Annotated in this window: 14 protein-coding genes; 9 read left to right on the forward strand and 5 right to left on the reverse strand. The window is 65.3% G+C overall.

All coding sequences use genetic code 11. The annotated features are described in order from the left end of the window. The first annotated feature begins 145 nt into the window (after positions 1-145). A complete protein-coding gene (locus LY622_RS06375) occupies positions 146-1465 on the forward strand; it encodes a ferredoxin reductase family protein (protein ID WP_234290112.1) in 1320 nt (439 codons plus the stop codon). 320 nt (positions 1466-1785) lie between these two features. On the opposite strand, the gene LY622_RS06380 is transcribed toward LY622_RS06375, so the two are convergent. Further along, complete coding sequence (locus tag LY622_RS06380; protein ID WP_234290113.1) at positions 1786-3204, reverse strand: hypothetical protein; 1419 nt, start codon at positions 3202-3204, stop codon at positions 1786-1788. Positions 3205-3428: 224 nt separating this feature from the next. Between LY622_RS06380 and LY622_RS06385 the strand changes: the two genes are divergently transcribed. The 7 genes from LY622_RS06385 (at position 3429) to LY622_RS06415 (ending at position 10077) form a co-directional block, all read left to right on the forward strand. After that, a complete protein-coding gene (locus LY622_RS06385) occupies positions 3429-4094 on the forward strand; it encodes an SDR family oxidoreductase (RefSeq protein WP_234280964.1) in 666 nt (221 codons plus the stop codon). A 104-nt stretch (positions 4095-4198) separates the two neighbouring features. After that, on the forward strand, positions 4199-5431 hold the full coding sequence (locus LY622_RS06390) for an MFS transporter (RefSeq protein WP_234290114.1): 1233 nt from the start codon (positions 4199-4201) through the stop codon (positions 5429-5431). 134 nt (positions 5432-5565) lie between these two features. Continuing rightward, positions 5566-5985 carry a SpoIIAA family protein gene (locus LY622_RS06395; RefSeq protein ID WP_234290115.1) on the forward strand — a complete coding sequence of 140 codons (420 nt, stop codon included), beginning with the start codon at positions 5566-5568 and terminating at the stop codon, positions 5983-5985. 166 nt (positions 5986-6151) lie between these two features. After that, positions 6152-6460, forward strand: coding sequence for a hypothetical protein (locus LY622_RS06400; protein ID WP_234290116.1), 309 nt, complete (start codon positions 6152-6154; stop codon positions 6458-6460). A gap of 241 nt (positions 6461-6701) precedes the next feature. Beyond that, on the forward strand, positions 6702-8447 hold the full coding sequence (gene aceK / locus LY622_RS06405) for a bifunctional isocitrate dehydrogenase kinase/phosphatase (RefSeq protein ID WP_234290117.1): 1746 nt from the start codon (positions 6702-6704) through the stop codon (positions 8445-8447). A 66-nt stretch (positions 8448-8513) separates the two neighbouring features. Then, positions 8514-9248: an SIR2 family NAD-dependent protein deacylase gene (locus LY622_RS06410; RefSeq protein WP_234290118.1), complete on the forward strand. Its 735-nt coding sequence runs from the start codon at positions 8514-8516 to the stop codon at positions 9246-9248. Positions 9249-9327: 79 nt separating this feature from the next. Further along, a complete protein-coding gene (locus tag LY622_RS06415) occupies positions 9328-10077 on the forward strand; it encodes a tRNA-uridine aminocarboxypropyltransferase (protein WP_223137238.1) in 750 nt (249 codons plus the stop codon). 4 nt (positions 10078-10081) lie between these two features. Here the strand turns inward: LY622_RS06415 and LY622_RS06420 are convergent, their stop codons facing one another. Continuing rightward, positions 10082-12067 carry a sensor domain-containing diguanylate cyclase gene (locus LY622_RS06420; protein ID WP_234290119.1) on the reverse strand — a complete coding sequence of 662 codons (1986 nt, stop codon included), beginning with the start codon at positions 12065-12067 and terminating at the stop codon, positions 10082-10084. 149 nt (positions 12068-12216) lie between these two features. On the opposite strand from LY622_RS06420, the gene LY622_RS06425 reads away from it, so the two are divergent. After that, entirely contained in the window at positions 12217-12645 is a 429-nt protein-coding gene (locus LY622_RS06425) for a transcriptional regulator (protein WP_234290120.1), read from the forward strand. A gap of 9 nt (positions 12646-12654) precedes the next feature. Here LY622_RS06425 and LY622_RS06430 read toward each other — a convergent pair whose 3' ends face one another. The 3 genes from LY622_RS06430 to trkA form a co-directional block, all read right to left on the reverse strand. Then, positions 12655-13893 carry a TraB/GumN family protein gene (locus LY622_RS06430; protein ID WP_234290121.1) on the reverse strand — a complete coding sequence of 413 codons (1239 nt, stop codon included), beginning with the start codon at positions 13891-13893 and terminating at the stop codon, positions 12655-12657. Between the two features lie 240 nt (positions 13894-14133). Further along, positions 14134-15582, reverse strand: a complete 1449-nt coding sequence (locus tag LY622_RS06435; protein ID WP_234290122.1) for a TrkH family potassium uptake protein — start codon at positions 15580-15582, stop codon at positions 14134-14136. A 79-nt stretch (positions 15583-15661) separates the two neighbouring features. Next, positions 15662-17035, reverse strand: a complete 1374-nt coding sequence (gene trkA, locus LY622_RS06440; protein ID WP_201025426.1) for a Trk system potassium transporter TrkA — start codon at positions 17033-17035, stop codon at positions 15662-15664. Between the last annotated feature and the right edge of the window lie 4 nt (positions 17036-17039).

Consider the following 17039-nt stretch of genomic DNA (forward strand, 5'->3'; position numbering starts at 1 on the left):
GTGATTATTAGAGTTCAGCGTAGCAGTCCTCCCGACTCAGCCATTGGCGTGCCGGCGACGGGGACGAAAAATTTCAGTCGATTACCGGATGAAGCACTATCTTGGGCAAGGCAGGACGCCAAGGATCGAACAAGGGAGGGAAGCCGTGAGCCCACTGATGCGAAAAGCGCTCTTCTGGTGTGGCAGCTATATGCTGCTGGTACTGACGCCGCTGATCGTGGCGCTGGTCGCCCGGCCCGAGGAGGCTCGGGCGCTGGGTGCTGTTTTCGGCGCCTTTCTCGGGTTGCTGGCGCTTGGCGTGCTGGCCATGCAGGTGGTGATATCGGGGCGCCATCGCTGGTTCGCCGAATCACTGGGCTTTGACAATATCCTGCAGTTCCACCGGCAGACGGGCATCTGTGCCCTGCTGCTGGTGCTGGCTCACCCCGTCGTCATGATCGCCACGCGGCCCGAATGGATCGAGTTTCTCGATCCGCGCGACGAGACGCTGCGGGCAGTGACGCTGATCCTGCTGCTGGCAGCGACACTGCTGCTGGTGGCGAGCTCGCTGTGGCGGACCCGCTTCGGCCTCTCCTACGAATGGTGGCGGGCGCTGCACGGCATGCTGTCGCTGTTCATCGTCTCCGCCGGCCTCGGCCATGCGCTGATGGTGCAGCACTACACGGCAGGGCTGGCGACCTCGCTGGTGCTGATTGCGGTCATTGCCGTGCCGCTGCTGCTATTGCTGGAGTCGCGTCTGTTCCGGGTCTGGCGCAACCGGAAGCGCCCCTGGCGAGTGATCGACAACCGCCAGGAGCGGGGCGATGCCGCCACGCTGACCCTGGAGGCCGACGGCGACCATCGCCTCGACTTCGCGCCAGGGCAGTTCTTCTGGATCACCCTGGGCGAGACGCCGTTCTCGCTGCAGCAGCATCCTTTCTCGATTGCGTCATCGGCCGTCAAAAGCGAGCGGATCGCCTTCACCGCCAAGCGGCTCGGCGATTTCACCCATACCCTGCCCGACGTCAAGCCGGGCACGCTGGCCTATATCGAGGGCCCCTACGGCGCTTTCGTGCCGAATATGGCGAGTGATTCGGGAGCGGTGCTGATTGCGGGGGGCATCGGTATCACACCGATCATGAGCATTCTTCGCACCTTGAGGGACCAGGGTGCGACAGTGCCGCTTTGGCTGCTCTATGCCAACGATACCTGGGACGAGGCCACCTTCCGCGACGAGCTGATGGAACTCGAGGAGGTCCTGCCCCTCGAGGTCATCCACGTGATCAGCGACCCGGAGCCGGAGTGGCAAGGCGAGAGCGGCATGATCGACGAGGCGCTGGTGAGGCGGCGGTTACCTGCCGACGACGGCCGACGGGAGTACTTCATCTGCGGCCCCGAACCGCTGATGAATGCCGCCGAAAAGGCGCTGTTGCACATTGGTGCCGCGCCGACCCGTATCTATTCCGATCGATTCGATATCGTCTAGGCTTTGTACGAAAACTGCCTGCGCTCGGCCATGCGGCGTTAAAAATCGACTCAAAATGCTCATTTACACCCCGTAAACTCCGCTTTTTCGCCGATTTTTGCCTTGCCTGACCTTCGCTCGGCGACTTTTCGTACATAGCCTAAGGAGCCACCATGCTGCACCTCTACGCTCGCCGCGCCGGCATGTTCATCGCCATACTGCTGGTGATAATCGCCTTTCTGGCCGCACGCCTGGTCGCTGGTTAGGTGCCATGGGCCACCGATGGCCCCGCCACAGGCGGTCGCCAGGTCGGCCGGGGCCACCGTCATGGCAGTGGGCGACTATTCGGCGCTCAGGCTCAGCACATAGGTGCCGCTGTCGCCGCCGTTGAAGGAGCGCGCGATGGCGCGGTATTCGCCGGGCTCCAGGTGCGCCTCGATACGGGCATCGAGGTTGTTGCCGCCATCGTCATCGTTCAAGAACAGTCCTTCTCCCTCCAGCTCCAGGAAGGCGTCCAGCTCGCTGGAGATCATGTCCAGGCGGTAGGTGCCGGCTTCTTCCAGTTGAAACGTATAGGCGTCCCGGGCACCCGCTTCCAGCCAGGCTTCGATGGGTTGGCCGATTGCCAGCTGACCATCGTCGGGGAGTTCGTCGAGTTCCACTGCGGAAGCCTTGAGTTCGAACAGGCCGCTGCCGCTGAAGCTGTGGCTGCGGGCGGTAACGGTGTAGCCGCCCGGCCCCAGGTTGTAGCGGATACGTGCATTGAGTCCTTCACCGCCGTCGTCGTCGCTGGTGAAGATGTCCTCGCCGCGCAGCTCGAGGAAGGCATCAAAGTCGTCGGAGAGCATGTCGATGGTGACGAGGGCGGGAGACACGAGGGTCAGCTGGTATTCCAGCGCCTCGCCGTTGAGCCAGCCATGCAGCGGCTCGTCGATCGCCAGCTCGCCGCTGTTGCGCAGGGCGGCGCCGTGGGCGAGTTCATGAGGCTCGACGGTGAGGGTGTAGAGGCCGCTCTCCTGGCCATAGGCGGTGCGAGCGGTGAGCTGGTATTCGCCCGGCTCGAGGAAATCGGCGATGCGGGCGTCCAGGTCGCCGGCGCTGTCGTCATCCTCGCGGTGGTAGCCATGAGCGCCTTCCAGGACCAGGTAGGCGTCCACATCGCTGGAGCGCATCTCGATCTGGTAAAGCCCGCTCTCTTCCACCGTCAGGGTGTAGTGATCCGGCCCGTCCTGCAGCCAGCCGTCGGCACGTGACGGTACGCTCAGGGTGTCGCTGGTGGTGAGCTCCATGCTGCGGCTGGTGACGCTGAAGGGCCCATAGCTGTGCAGGTCGTTGCCACTCACGATCAGGGTGTAATCACCGCTCTCGTCGATGCGGCGGCGCAGCGCCGGTGTCTGGGCCGGGTCGAGGTAGTCAGTGGGGGCGTAGGTGGATGCCAGCAGCTGCTCTTCATCGTCATATAGCGACAGGGCGCCCTGCAGGGGACCGCCGAGCTCGATTTCGACCAGCGCTCCCTCTTCGAGCGGCAGGGTGAAGCGGGTGAAACGGCTGCCATCCTTGCCGTTGAGCTCACTCTGCGAGGTGATCTCGCCACGGTGGCGTTCGCCCAGCTGGATGCGCTCAAAGGCGGTCATGACGCTAGCGTCATCCGCCGCCGTTTCGGTGGAAGTGGCGACCGCCGGCAGCTGCCAGCCGACGATCAAGCCGACGGCTGCGCCGCCCAGGGCGATCAGGAAAAGGGGAGTGGCACGGTTGGCCATGGAAGCTTCCTTGTTCGATGGCGAGCATCGGTGAAAGGGGCGCCCGGCTATGTCGGGCAATGTTTACATTACGTAACCATTATACGGGGCTTCTTCGTTGAGGGGCAGTGGGAAGCACTTGCCGCTTGAAGTGAGCCCCGTGACCCCCAACCTCTCCCTGAGCAAGCCAGGAAAACCTCCGGTCAACGTTAAACCGACCGTTCTACCATTCAACAGGAGTCATCATGTCCTCAACCGTCTTGATCACCGGTGCCAATCGCGGCGTCGGCCTGGCACTGGCCCGGCACTATCATGGCGAGGGCTGGCAAGTGATCGGGGTCTGTCGCCAGACATCCGCCGAGCTGGACGCAGTGGCCAGCCGGGTGGTGGAAGGTATCGATGTGACCCGTGCCGCGGATATCGCCCGACTCGCCGAGGAGGTGAAGGATCAGCGGCTCGACCTGCTGATCAACAACGCGGGGCTGCTGCGCGACGAGTCCCTGGGCGAACTGAACTTCGACACCATCCGGGAACAGATGGAGATCAATGCCTACGCGCCGCTCGCCGTGGTCGAGGCGTTGCTCGACAACCTGGGGGAAGGCAGCAAGATCGCCAACATCACCAGCCGCATGGGTTCGATCGCCGACAACGATTCCGGTGGCCGTTATGGCTATCGCGCCTCCAAGGCGGCACTCAATGCCTTCGGCAAGTCGCTGGCCATGGACCTGGCTCCCCGCGGAATTTCGGTCATCCAGCTCCATCCCGGCTTCGTGAAGACCCGCATGGTCAACTTCGGCGGCATGATTTCACCGGAGGAGGCCGCAGCCGGTATCGCGGCGCGTATCGCGGCACTGACGCTCGAGACCACCGGTACCTTCTGGCATAGCAACGGCGAACCGCTGCCCTGGTAAGGCGGGAGCCGGGAGGCGCCGTGGCGCTCGTCCCGGCGCAAGTATTGGCGGGAAGCTGCAGATTGTGTGTAGGCTAACGGTTTCCTTGGCCAGGAAGCGCGCCCATGCCGCCATCCCCTACCGTCCAGCCCCCCGCCTCCCCCGAATGGGGCGAGGGGCTCGTGGTGCTGCTGGCCGCGACCTGGGTACAGGTGCTGTGCAGCGCGGGAATGCTGCTGGTGCCGACCCTGGCGCCACAGATCGCCGCCGCTTTCGGCGTGCCGACCGGCTGGGTCGGGCTGCAGGTCAGCCTGCTCTACGGGGTGGCAATGCTCACCTCGCTGCAGTCGGCGGTGCTAGCCCGGCGCCTGGGCGGCTGTCGGGCCAGCCAGCTGGCCATCGCGCTGGTGATGGGGGGCTGCGCGCTGGCCCTGATCGGCACGCCGCTGGCGCTGCTCGGCACCACCCTGATGCTGGGCCTCGCCTACGGCATCACCAGTCCCGCGGCGGCGGAGCTGCTCTCCCGCTTCACGCCCCCCGAACGACGCAATCTCGTCTACTCCATCAAGCAGACCGGCGTGCCCCTGGGCGGCGTGCTGGCCGGCCTGATGGCACCGCCGCTGGCGGCCTACTGGAACTGGCAGGCGGCCTTCCTGGCGGTGGGCGCGGCCAGCCTTGCCACACTGCTGCTGCTGCAGCCACGTCGCTCCCGCTGGGATGCCAGCCGAGATGCCAGCGTACGCATGCAGGGGGCCGGCAGCCTGGATGTCCTGCGCCGCTCCCGTGCCATGCGCTGGCTGGGCGCCACCGGCTTCTGCCTCTCCGCGGCGCAGCTCTCGCTGCTCAGCTTCGCGGTGGCCTTCATGGTCGAGGAGCTGCTGCTGAGCCTGGTCATGGCGGGGGCCGTGGTGTCGCTGGTGCATGTGGCCGGGGTGTCGGGGCGACTGGCCTGGGGTGCCCTGGCCGACCGCCTGGGAGGGAGCCTGCCGGTGCTATTCGGCCTGGCCGGCGTTATCTCCGTGCTCTTCTTTCTGCTGGCCGTACTCGGCACCGTGGTGCCGACCTGGCTGACGATTGCCCTGATGGTGGTCGCCGGCGCCACGGCGGTGGGCTGGAACGGGGTCTATCTGGGCGAGGTGGCGCGGCGCTGCCAGCCCGGTGAGGTGGGCGAGGCCACCGCCGCCGTGCTGGTGCTGACCTACATGGGGGTGCTGGTGGGCCCGGCGCTGTTCAGCCTGATCGTGTGGCTCACCGGCAGCTACGCCGTGGGCTTCCTGCTACCCACGCTGACCGGTGCGCTGGCGGTCTTCTGCCTGCTGAACTGCGTGCGCAGCGATGCCGCGCCGCGCGTCGCCTGAGCCGCCGTTTCTACTCCACCAGGCTGGCTTCGCCCAGGGTGTGTGCGTCATGCTTTCCGCCAGGCCGCCATGGCGCGCTATGCTGAAAGTGGCCGAGGCACTTCGTATTGCTCCAGACCTCAAGGAGAACGCCCATGTTGGATCTGATCTCCCACCCGGCAGACCATGTCGTGGCGATGAAGGCGGGGGGCATCGTGACGGGCAGAGAGCTGCAGCGCGCCATTGATGCCATTGAGGCCGCCAAGCGGGATCATCCCGTGATCAGCCTGGTGATCGAGATCGACAACCTGCGCTTGATGACGCTGACTGCCCTGCTCAAGGACATCGGTTATGGCCTGACTCAGCTCGGCGATCTCGACCACTACCACCGCGCCGCCGTGGTCACCGACCAGGCGTGGATCGAGCATTTCGCCCACCTGGAAGAGCGGCTGTTCAAGGCGGTGGATATCCGCACTTTCTCTTGCCGCGAACGCGCCGCTGCGATGGCCTGGGCCGGTGAGCTTCCCAGGGGCGCCCATGAGGATCCCGAAGAGGACGGCTACCACGGGGCCTGATCCTGTCCTGCCACTTGGGAACCAGCGCAAGTGGTGGACACCTCCACGGCACGTTTTCTTCTCGGCTGATAGGGATAGGCGGGAACCTTTCTGCCGCCTGCTGCGTCCCTGTGATCGCCGGGGCATACCCCGGCGACTCGCAACCTGCAGAGCACGGGAGGATGTCATGATCATTGCACGCTGGTACTGTCAGGCCCGCTTTGGGCACAAGCAGGAGCTGCTTGCGAAGACCCAGGAGTGGTGGCGCACCATCGGCCGCGAGATCGGCCAGACCGACTACACCATCACCACCGGCAGCATCGGTGCCGCCGAGTCGGTTGTCGCCGTGGACGTTCGGGTGGCGGACATCGCGACTCTGAGCGCCCAGTGGGACAAGCTCGCCGAGCGCGCCGACCACCGGGAGTGGGGCAAGGCGATCGAGCCCCTGGTCGTCAGCGGCTCCACCCGCTGGGAGATCTACCGGGCGGTGGAGTGAGCCGGTCGATCTCCCCACGGCCGGGGGAACGGTGTGACTCAATGCCATGACTGGTCAGGAATCGCGAGCGCGTTGATTGTCATGGCATTGCCATCTGGATGCCGCATCCGTGTGGTTTTCGTTGGCGTGGATGAAGGGATGACGTCCGTGTCGCCTCACTACACCCATGGTCCACCATGGTCTGCTCGCGAAACGTGGCCAAATCCGCGAAGCTTGTCGTTCAAGCTGCCCGGAGTCCGCCATGAAGCATTCCCCCGCCTATCGTCTTGCTGCCACGATCCTGCACGGCTTCGATGAGTACCGTTCGCGTTTCAAGGAGATCACCGCGGATGCCAGCCGGCGTTTCCGTGATGCCGCATGGCGGGAGGCACAGCAGGCTTCTGCGGAACGCATCAACCTCTACGACGAGAAGGTCGAGGAAACCCTCGACAGGCTCAAGCGATCCTTCGCCGACGAGGAACTGACCCACTGTGAATGCTGGCGCGAGGGCAGGAATCACTACGCCGAACTGATCAGCCAGCGTCTCGACTACGAGCTGGCCGAAACCTATTTCAACTCGATGTTCTGCTCTATCTTCCATCACCGCCATATCCGCAACGACTGGATGTTCGTCTACAGCTCCCGGGATGCGGCGGCGCACCACTCGGGGATCGAGCGCTGTCGTCGCCTGCCGGTGGACGGAAAATGGCAGGAAGCCATCCACTGGGCACTGGCGGGTGCTCCCTTCGAGACACCCTTCGACAACCTGCAGCGTGATACCCGGCTGGCCGCCGAGTTCCTGCGTGGCCACCTGCCGGCCGCCATTCTCGACGCGCCGGATACCGAGGTCGAGCTGCTCAAGAGCGTCTTCTACCGCAACAAGGGCGCCTATCTGGTGGGGCGCATTCGAGGGGGCGGTGAACAGGTCCCGCTGGTGTTGCCGGTGCTTCACGATGAAGGGAAGGGGCTGCACCTGGATACGGTGCTCATCGAGTCCGACGAGGTGTCGATCATCTTCTCCTTCACCCGTGCCTACTTCCAGGTGGAGGTGCAGGTGCCGGGAGAGTTCGTCGACTATCTGCAGGAGTTGATGCCCGACAAGCCCGAAGGGGAGCTGTACGCCACGATCGGTTTCTTCAAGCATGGCAAGACGGAGTTCTTCCGTGCGCTGAACCGGCAGGTGGCCAAGCGGGAGGACAAGTTCATCATCGCGCCGGGGGTGCGTGGCATGGTCATGGCGGTATTCGTGCTGCCGTCGTTTCGCACGGTCTTCAAGATCATCAAGGATCGCTTCGACCCTTCCAAGCAGATGAGCCGGGATAACGTCCGTGAGAAGTACAGCCTGGTCAAGCGTCACGACAGGGTCGGCCGCATGGCGGATACCCAGGAATTCTCCAACTTCATCGCCCGCAAGGATCACTTTGCACCGGAGTGCCTGGAGGAACTGCTCGAGGTGGCACCCTCCAACGTCCAGCTCAAGGGTGACAAGGTCATCATCAAGCACTGCTACACGGAGCGGATGATGACGCCGCTCAACCTCTACCTGGAGCAGTGCGATGAAGCCGAGACACGGGCCGTACTCAAGGACTACGGCAATGCCATCAAGCAGATGGCGGCTGCCAATATATTCCCCGGTGACATGCTGCTCAAGAACTTCGGCGTCACCCGCCACGGCCGGGTGATCTTCTACGACTATGACGAGGTCTGCTATCTCACCGAGTGCAATTTCCGCCATATTCCGGAGCCGATGTACCCCGAGCAGGAGCTATCCGACGAACCCTGGTACTCGGTGGGGCCGAATGATATTTTTCCCGAGGAATTCGGCCCCTTCCTGTTCGCCGATATCCGACTGCGCAAGCTCTTCTATGAACTGCACGCGGAGTTGCTCGACGCGGATTACTGGAAGGGATTACAGCAGGCCATTCGCGATGGACGAGTCATCGACGTCTATCCCTACCGCAACAAGCAGCGGTTTGTCGGTAGCGAGGAGAATGGCCTGGTCTATTGAAGCGAGCCGCTTCCAGGCCCGCCACTTCAGTGCGTCCGGCAGGCAGCGGCAATGACGAGGCAAGGTATGGCGGAGGAGAGGCGCCCCCATCTTGTGGTCTTTACCGGTTCCGGCATCAGCGCCGAGAGCGGTATCCAGACCTTCCGGGCCGACGATGGCCTTTGGGCCGACCACCCCATCGAGGCGGTGGCCACCCCCGAAGCCTGGCGTCGTGATCCCCGGCGTGTGCTGGAATTCTACAATACGCGCCGGGCCCAGGTCCGCCGGGCCCGGCCCAATGCCGCCCACAAGGCCCTGGCGGAGCTGGAGAAGCGGGGTTTTCGGGTCAGTATCATCACCCAGAACATCGATGACCTGCACGAGCGCGCGGGATCCCGCAACGTGCTGCACCTGCATGGCGAAATCCTCAAGGCGCGCTCTACGGTGGATGCCCGAATGCAGTATCGCCTGCCCCGTGGCGGCATCGAGTTGGGCGATATCTGCGACAAGGGGAGCCAGCTGCGCCCGGACGTGGTGTGGTTCGGCGAGAGCGTGCCGCACTTTGCCGAGGCCTGTGAGATCGTCGGCGAGGCCGACCTGCTGCTGGTGGTCGGCACCTCGCTTGCCGTGATGCCCGCCGCTTCATTGCTGGATCATGCTCCCCTGGAGGCCCCCTGCGTGCTGGTGGACCCCGAGGCCGAGACGCTGGCGCCGCCGGGCGTGACTCGCGTCAGCCAGCCCGCCGGCAGGGGGGTGCCAGAACTCGTACGCCACTGGCAGCGGGAGGGGCGGCTGTGGATGCCGGAGACCCTGCTGGGCTAATGCCACTCGGCAAGCGGCCTCTCCCGCAGCGGGGAGCCATGATAGAATGCCGCCCCTTTCAGCACCGCCAAAGGCCCTCATGTCGGACAATACGCCCAGCGATTTCAGCGATCGTGACCCCGCAACGGGTCATCCTCGGCCGCCACGGCGAGAGTTCAAGGGGCGCGGGAGCTTCGTCGAGCGCTGTCCCGGTTGCAACCTGCCTCGCCTCAACTGCCTTTGCCCCTATCGGTTCACGGTGGAGAGTACGGCTCGTGTCTGGCTGTTGACGCACCCCCTGGAGCACCACAAGCCGACCAATACCGGGCGACTGATCCGGGACGTGCTGCCCACCACCGAGGTGTTTACCTGGTACCGTACGACCCCGGACGAGCGATTGCTGGCACTGCTCGAGGATAGCCGCTTCGCCCCCTTCGTGATCTTTCCCGATGATCAGCCCGACTACGCCGACCGCGTGGTGAGCCTGGACGCCGTCGCGAGCGTCAAGAGCGCCGGGAAGACACCGGTCTTTATCCTGCTCGACGGCACCTGGCGCCAGGCACGGCGGATCTTCCGCAAGAGCCCCTACCTGAAGAACCTGCCGGTGCTGCCGCTGGCCACCGAGCGACTGACCCGCTATCGGCTGCGCAAGCCGGCGTCGGCGGCACACCTCTGCACGGCCGAGGTGGCCGCCGAACTGCTGCGTCAATCGGGGGACACCCTGGCCGGCGACGTGCTGGATGACTACTTCGACGCCTTCAACGACAGCTATGCCGCCAGCCGGCGCTTCGAGAAGCTCCTGGCGCCGACGCCCGCCATGAAGCGGCTGCAGAACCGGCGCACCCGGTAAGTCTTCAGTCTGCCGCCTCGGCGACTCGAACGCAGGCGCGCCCCGCCTCCTTGGCCTGATACATGGCCATGTCGGCCCGATGCACCAGTTGGCTCGGGGTGTCACCCGGCTGCCAGGCAGTGACGCCGATGCTGATCGAGACCGGGCCGACAGCAGGGAAGGGTGTCTCTAGCCGGTCCTGGCAGAGGCGAGCCGCCAGCTCGGTGGCCTGGGGCAGGGTACAGTCCGGGGCGATGATCAGAAACTCCTCGCCCCCCCAGCGGCCCAGGTGATCCGAGGCTCGCAGACGCGCTTGAACGGTCTGGGCCACCTGTCGCAGCACGCTGTCGCCTGCGTCATGCCCATGGCTGTCGTTGATTCGCTTGAAATGGTCGATATCGAACAGCAGCAGCGAGCAGGGTTTGCCACCATGCTCGGCTATGGCGAGCTCCGCCTTGAGCAGCTCCTCGATCCGGTGACGGTTGGCAATGCCTGCGACCGGATCGGTGCGGGCCAGGTGCCTGAGCCTGGCATTGCGCTCATGCAGGCGCCTGCAGCGATGCCTGGCCCGCCAGACGGTGATGTCATTGGATAGCATCCTGCCCAGCTCGACAGCGGCATGCTGGTCGGCGGTGGACCAGGCGATGCTGTCGTGGGGCGCTTCGGTCTGGAGGACTTCATTCTGCTGTGCGACGGTGCGCCGCCTTGTCGGCTGCCGAAACAGCATTAGCCACCCGGCTGGCTGTGCCTCGCTGGTCAGGGGAGCCGCCAGCAGGCCACTGAAGTCTCCCTGTGGCGGCAAGGCCTTGCCGAGTGCGGTATCGGCCAGTCGATGACTGTGCCAGAGGGCATCGGGTGAACAACGGTCGAGATCAGCGGCAAGCTGCTGTAGGGTTCGGGCAGGCGGACGCTTGCCAAGTCCCAGGGCCTTACCTTGATATACTAGGGCGACACCACAGGCTTGGAAGTAGTGCTTGCAGGCCTTGGCGGCTGCCAGCAGCGCGGTGTTGGAGGGCCGTCGCGGTCGGCGAACGCCGAGCTGGCCGGCCATTGCCAGCAACCGGCGTCGACGCAGGGATTCTGCCCGCTCCTGCAGCAGGGCATGGCGCTGGAATGCCGTATGGGCCAACAGCTGCAGCAGCTGGCGAAGCCTGGGTGCCAGGTAACGGGCCTGGCGCCCATGGCAGGCGATCAGCCCCCAGCGGCGCTGCCCATCGTACAGGTTGATGACAAGGGCGGTATGCGCCTGCAACTGCCGCAGCCAGTTCCGGTCGCGCACAGGAATCGAGCGGAGCACGGCCCGGGAGAGGTCCAGGGCAGCCGCCCCCGGACCCGTCAGCGGGACGGGGCTTGCCGTGGTGTCGGCGATCATCCGCAATGGTGTGCTGCCGGAAAAGAGGCTCCCCGTCGGGTGCGGAAGGCCGGCGGAAAAGGCGCCGCATGCGTTGCGGACCTGGTCGGAGGCAGCGTCCGCCGCCAGTCGTTGCAGGTGGCCGCCATCGTCGATGCGATAGGCCTCGGCGGTCTCGAGCCCGGTCAGCTCGCGCAGTGCGGCCAATAGCAGCGAGAGCACCCTGCCTGGGCAGTCGGCCCCAGCGATGCGTGAACCCCAGCCAGCCACCCGTTCCGTCAGGTTGTCGGTCAGGTTTCCGCATGGCTCCAGCTCCAGGACGATGCTGGTCGCCACGCCGTGTGCGGTGACATGTAGTGGCTGTGGGGTGATGTCGAGCCGGCAGGTGGCGGTACTGGCGCGGCCTTCCTCGCCTTTGCCGAACCGGGAGGCGAGCAGGCCGATGGGAACCGAGCCCAGTACGGCGGATGGAGAGCGGCCGAGCACATCGGCCGGTGCCTGGCCAAGGAACCGATCCAGGTTGGTGCTGGTGAGGGTCACGCTGCGCCACCGCTGATCGACGACGATCAGGCAGCCATGGGGCTGGATGGCACCGGCGGTTTCCGCCAGTACCCTCGGACAGTAGCTCGCATCGAGATCCCTTTGAAGCGAGTCCGGCATGGGGGGTCCTGTTGTGTTTTGAGCCAACGGCCGGGCCTTGACGCGGCTGGCATCGATGATCAACTGACATGATGGAGTTAACCATTGGTTGCTATATTAGATCAACTCCAGTTTAACTGCGAGCCTGAACTGCGCGGCACATTCGCCGCATGAACGAAAAAACCGCCTTTGCCGAACGCCTGGCAACCGCAATGCGGTCGGCTGGCTACGAGCCACGGCCCGCCGTGCTGGAACGTGAATTCAACCTGCGCTACTGGGGCAAGCCCGTCACCCTGCAGGGGGTGCGTCGTTGGCTCTGTGGCGAGACCCTTCCCAAGCAGGAGAAGCTCCAGGTGCTGGCGGAGTGGTTGGGCGTCGAGCCCCAGGCGCTGCGCTACGGGGAAGCCGCCGGGCTGCAGATTCGCGAGGCCCGGGGCCGCTGGGAGGCGTCGATCAGTGGCGAGGAGCGCCAGGTGCTGCAACGCTACCTCGCGCTGCCGGTCGCGCAGCGCAAGGTGGTGGCGCAGGTCATCGAGGCATTCTCTCAGGCCTATGGTACGCACCCGGATGAGAGCGGCGAGGCCTCGGAAGGGGGGTGATGCGCCCCGTCAGCCGCCGAACAGCGCGCCGGCGATGCGGAAGCCGGCGATCCAGGTGCCGGCGGCGGAGCCCAGCGTGGCGAACAGGAACACCAGCAGGGTGCGTGAAACCCGATTGCGCCACCAGCCCTTCAGCTCGGTGACATCGTGGCGCAGGGTGGAAAAGTCGCGCACCTTGGGCTTGCGCATCCACAGCTCCACCCCGGCGGCGACGAAGCCGGCGCCGATGGTCGGATTCAGCGAGGTGAGCGGTGCCGCGACCATGGTGGCCAGTACCGTGACCGGGTGAGCCAGGGCGGCCAGGGTGGCGAGCCCCGAGAGCACGCCGTTGATCAGGAACCACTCGCCGACCAGCTGCCAGCCCAGTTCGGTGTTGCGCGAGAAGCCGATGGCGAAGCCGGTCAGCACCAGGGCCGTGATCAGCCAGGGGAGTGAGCGCCAAATCTTCGACGGCGGCGGCGTGACCTCCAGCTTCTCACGCTCTTCCCGGGGCGAGGCGGGCAAGGGTTCGCCGAAGCGCTCGGCCATCCCCTTCATATGCCCGGCACCGATCACCACCAGCACATTGCGATAGCGCCCGGGAGGGGCCTGCTCGGCCAGGCACATCACCATGTAGCGGTCGCGCTCGGTGATCAGCGGAATGTAGAGCGCCTCGGACTCGGCGGCGAACTCATTGAAGGTGGACTCCAGCACGTCGCCCTGCTTCAGCCGCTCGATCTCCTCGGGCTTGATCTCCTGGCGCGAGAGCACGCTGCCGAGTAGCCCGGTGAACAGCGACATGCGTTGCCACCAGGGTACGTTGTGGTAGATGCGCTTGAGGGTGATGCCCACGTCGCGGTCGATCAGCAGCAAGGGCAGCTCGTGCCGGCGTGCCTCCTCCAGGGCGGCACGCATCTCGGCACCCGGCTCGATACCCGACTGTTCGGCGACTCGCTGCTGGAAGGCGCCCAGCGCCAGGCTGGCGGCGACCATGCCGGCCTTGCCCTGGCGAAAGATTTCGAAGAGATCCTGCTTGCCCAGGGCATCCGGGTCGCTGAGGTTCTGGTGGCGGGAGTCGCACAGCTCGATGGCCACGGCGTCGAATTCACCGGAGCCGATCAGGCGGCGCACGTCATCGGCGCTCTGCGCCGAGACATGGGCAGTGCCCAGCAGGGTATAGCGGGTCCCGCCCAGCTCGATGACTTGGCGCGGGCCGCTGAAGTCGCCTTCCTGGCGGGGGTCGGTCACGGTGTCCTGGGAGTGGGTCATGAACGCTCGGGGTTGAAAGGGGATGAATGCCCGATTATCCACGAAGCCGGCCCGCGCTCCAAACCCGGCCTGTCGGAAGTAGCATCAGGCTTATCCAAGGAAACGCTGAACAAATCGTCGAGCGAGATGAAGCGCAAGGCGCACGGAGCACAGGAACCGGAGCATATGGGGTATATGTGAGGATTCCGAGCACCGCGCAACGCAGCGATTCGCTCGTGTAGGCATTTGTGCAGTGTTTCCCTAACGGCGCCAGAAGGCCGGGGTGAACAGCACCAGCACCGTGAAGATCTCCAGGCGGCCCAGCAGCATGGCAACCACCAGGATCCACTTGGCGAGCATCGGCATTTCGCCGTAATTCGCTGAGGCTTCCCCGAGTGCAGGGCCCAGGTTGTTGAGCGCCGAGGCCACCGTCGACCAGGCGGTGACCTGATCGACGCCGGTGGCCATGACGCCCACCAGCATCAGGAAGAACAGCATCACATAGACCGAGAAGAAACCCCACACCGCCTGGGCGATGCCATCGGGTACGCTCACCTTGCCGATCTTGACCGCGATCACCGCGTTGGGGTGGATCAGGCGCATGACTTCGCGCATGCCTTGCTTCAGGATCAGGATGATGCGGATCACCTTCATGCCGCCGCCGGTGGACCCGGAGCAGCCGCCGACGAAGGCCGCCATGAACAGCAGGAACGGCAGCGCGCCCGGCCAGGCCGCGAAGTCCGCCACGCCGAAACCGGCGGTGGTGGCGATCGAGACGACCTGGAAGAGGCCATGGCGCAGGCCCCGCTCGGTATCGTAGGTGCCGGTAAGCCACAGCGAGATCACGGTGATGACGGACAGGAAAGCCAGGAACATCAGCAGGAAACGGGCTTCCGGGTCCTGGAAATAGTGGCGGATGCGCCGGCCGCGCCAGGCCAGAAAATGGAGGCTGAAACTCATTGCCGAGATGATCAGGAAGAACATGCAGATCAGCTCGATGGTGGCACTGTCGAAATGGCCGATGCTGGCGTCGTAGGTGGAAAAACCGCCGATGGCCACGGTTGAGAAACTGTGGCCCAGGGCATCGAACCAGTTCATGCCGGCGGCCAGGTAGGCCAGGAAGCAGGTGATGGTCAGGGCGGCGTAGATGTACCACAGCGCCTTGGCGGTCTCGGTGATGCGCGGCGTGAGCTTGGAGTCCTTCAGCGGGCCCGGGATCTCCGTGCGATAGAGGGCCATGCCCCCGACCCCCAGGGTCGGCAGGATCGCCACCGCCAGTACCACGATCCCCATCCCGCCGAGCCACTGCAGCTGCTGGCGATAGTAGAGGATCGACTCCGGCAGGAAGTCGATGCCGGTGATCACCGTGGCGCCGGTGGTGGTCAGCCCCGAGAAGGACTCGAAAACCGCGTCGGTGGGCGACAGGGCGGCGTCGCCGGTCAACATCAGTGGTAGCGAGCCGAACAGCCCCAGTACGCTCCAGAACAGGGCGGCGATCAGGAAGCCGTCGCGGGTGCGCAGCTCCTTGCGAGCCAGCCGGTTGGGCAGGTACATCACCAGTCCCGTTGCCGCGGTGATGATGATCGCGATGGCGAAGGCATCCCACTGGGCATCGCCGAACAGCAGCGAGATCAGGATGGGTGGCACCATGGTCAGGCTGAACATCATCAGCAGCATGCCCAGGATGCGCAGGATGATGCGCAGGCTCATGCGAAGATTCCCCTGGCGACAGGCGTGCGAACCATAGGCGCGAAGCAGCAGCGTGACATCAAGAGGCGCCCCGTTGGCATCAGAAGAAGGTCAGGCCGACCTGGAAGAGGCGTTCCACCTCGCGAATGCGGCGCTTGTCGATCACGAACAGGATCAGGTGATCGCCCGACTCCACCACCACGTCGTCGTGGGCGATCAGCACCTCCTTGCCGCGCACCAGCGCACCGATGGTGGTGCCGCTGGGCAGGTCGATGTCGCCGATGGCGCGGCCAACCACCTTGGAGGATTGCATGTCGCCGTGGGCGATGGCCTCGATCGCCTCGGCGGCACCGCGGCGCAGCGAGTGCACGTTGACGATGTCGCCGCGGCGCACGTGGGTCAGCAGGCTGCCGATGGTGGCCTGCTGCGGCGAGATGGCGATGTCGATCTCGCCGCCCTGGACCAGGTCCACGTAGGCGGCGTTGTTGATCAGCGTCAGCACCTTCTTGGCACCCATGCGCTTGGCCAGCATCGACGACATGATGTTGACCTCGTCGTCGTTGGTCAGCGCGCAAAAGATGTCGCAGTCCTCGATGTTCTCCTCTTCCAGCAGCCGCTTGTTGGTGGCGCTGCCGTGCAGCACCACGGTGCGGTCGAGGCGCTCGGCGAGCACCGTGCAGCGCTCGATGCCGTGCTCGATGATCTTGACCTGGTGGCTGTGCTCGAGGTGTTCGGCCAGCCGCTCGCCGATGTTGCCGCCGCCGGCGATCATCACCCGGCGGAAGTCGCGGTCGACCCGGCGCAGCTCACTCATCACCGCGCGGATGTCGCGGCGGGCGGCGATGAAGAAGACCTCGTCGTCGGCCTCGATCACGGTGTCGCCGCGGGGAATGATCGGCCGGTTGCGGCGGTAGATGGCCGCCACCCGGGTGTCGACGCTGGGCATGTGGCGTCGCAGGAAGCCCAGGTCCTGGCCCACCAGCGGGCCGCCGTAGAACGCCTTGACCGCCACCAGCTGCACCAGCCCACCGGCGAACTCCAGCACCTGCAGCGCGCCGGGGTGCTCGATCAACCGGCGGATGTGGTCGGTGACCACCTGCTCGGGGCTGATCAGCACGTCGATGGGCACCGCCTCGTGGGCGAACAGCCCCTTGCGGGTGAGGTAGGCGGTGGCGCGGACCCGGGCGATCTTGGTGGGGGTGCGAAACAGGGTGTGGGCGACCTGGCAGGCGATCATGTTGACCTCGTCCTGGCTGGTCACCGCGATCAGCATATCGGCGTCCTCGCAGCCGGCCTGGCGCAGCACCACGGGGTAGGAGCCCGGCCCCACCACGGTGCGGATGTCGAGCCGGGTGTGCAGCTCGCGCAGCCGCTCGCCGTCGGTGTCCACCACGGTGATGTCGTTTTCCTCGCGGGCCAGATGCTCGGCCAGCGTACCGCCGACCTGGCCGGCGCCAAGAATGATGATCTTCATTGCT

Source organism: Halomonas alkalisoli, assembly GCF_021412585.1.
In the GTDB taxonomy this organism is placed as follows: Bacteria; Pseudomonadota; Gammaproteobacteria; order Pseudomonadales; family Halomonadaceae; genus Halomonas; species Halomonas alkalisoli.

Bases quoted from the DNA above. Each gene is read 5' to 3' on its own strand.
- LY622_RS06380 (WP_234290113.1), bottom strand. From the start codon at position 3,204: ATGGCCAACCGTGCCACTCCCCTTTTCCTGATCGCCCTGGGCGGCGCA.
- LY622_RS06410 (WP_234290118.1), top strand. From the start codon at position 8,514: ATGGCGGAGGAGAGGCGCCCCCATCTTGTGGTCTTTACCGGTTCCGGC.
- LY622_RS06435 (WP_234290122.1), bottom strand. From the start codon at position 15,582: ATGAGCCTGCGCATCATCCTGCGCATCCTGGGCATGCTGCTGATGATG.
- aceK (WP_234290117.1), top strand. From the start codon at position 6,702: ATGAAGCATTCCCCCGCCTATCGTCTTGCTGCCACGATCCTGCACGGC.
- LY622_RS06420 (WP_234290119.1), bottom strand. From the start codon at position 12,067: ATGCCGGACTCGCTTCAAAGGGATCTCGATGCGAGCTACTGTCCGAGG.
- LY622_RS06390 (WP_234290114.1), top strand. From the start codon at position 4,199: ATGCCGCCATCCCCTACCGTCCAGCCCCCCGCCTCCCCCGAATGGGGC.
- LY622_RS06385 (WP_234280964.1), top strand. From the start codon at position 3,429: ATGTCCTCAACCGTCTTGATCACCGGTGCCAATCGCGGCGTCGGCCTG.
- trkA (WP_201025426.1), bottom strand. From the start codon at position 17,035: ATGAAGATCATCATTCTTGGCGCCGGCCAGGTCGGCGGTACGCTGGCC.
- LY622_RS06430 (WP_234290121.1), bottom strand. From the start codon at position 13,893: ATGACCCACTCCCAGGACACCGTGACCGACCCCCGCCAGGAAGGCGAC.
- LY622_RS06415 (WP_223137238.1), top strand. From the start codon at position 9,328: ATGTCGGACAATACGCCCAGCGATTTCAGCGATCGTGACCCCGCAACG.
- LY622_RS06425 (WP_234290120.1), top strand. From the start codon at position 12,217: ATGAACGAAAAAACCGCCTTTGCCGAACGCCTGGCAACCGCAATGCGG.
- LY622_RS06395 (WP_234290115.1), top strand. From the start codon at position 5,566: ATGTTGGATCTGATCTCCCACCCGGCAGACCATGTCGTGGCGATGAAG.
- LY622_RS06400 (WP_234290116.1), top strand. From the start codon at position 6,152: ATGATCATTGCACGCTGGTACTGTCAGGCCCGCTTTGGGCACAAGCAG.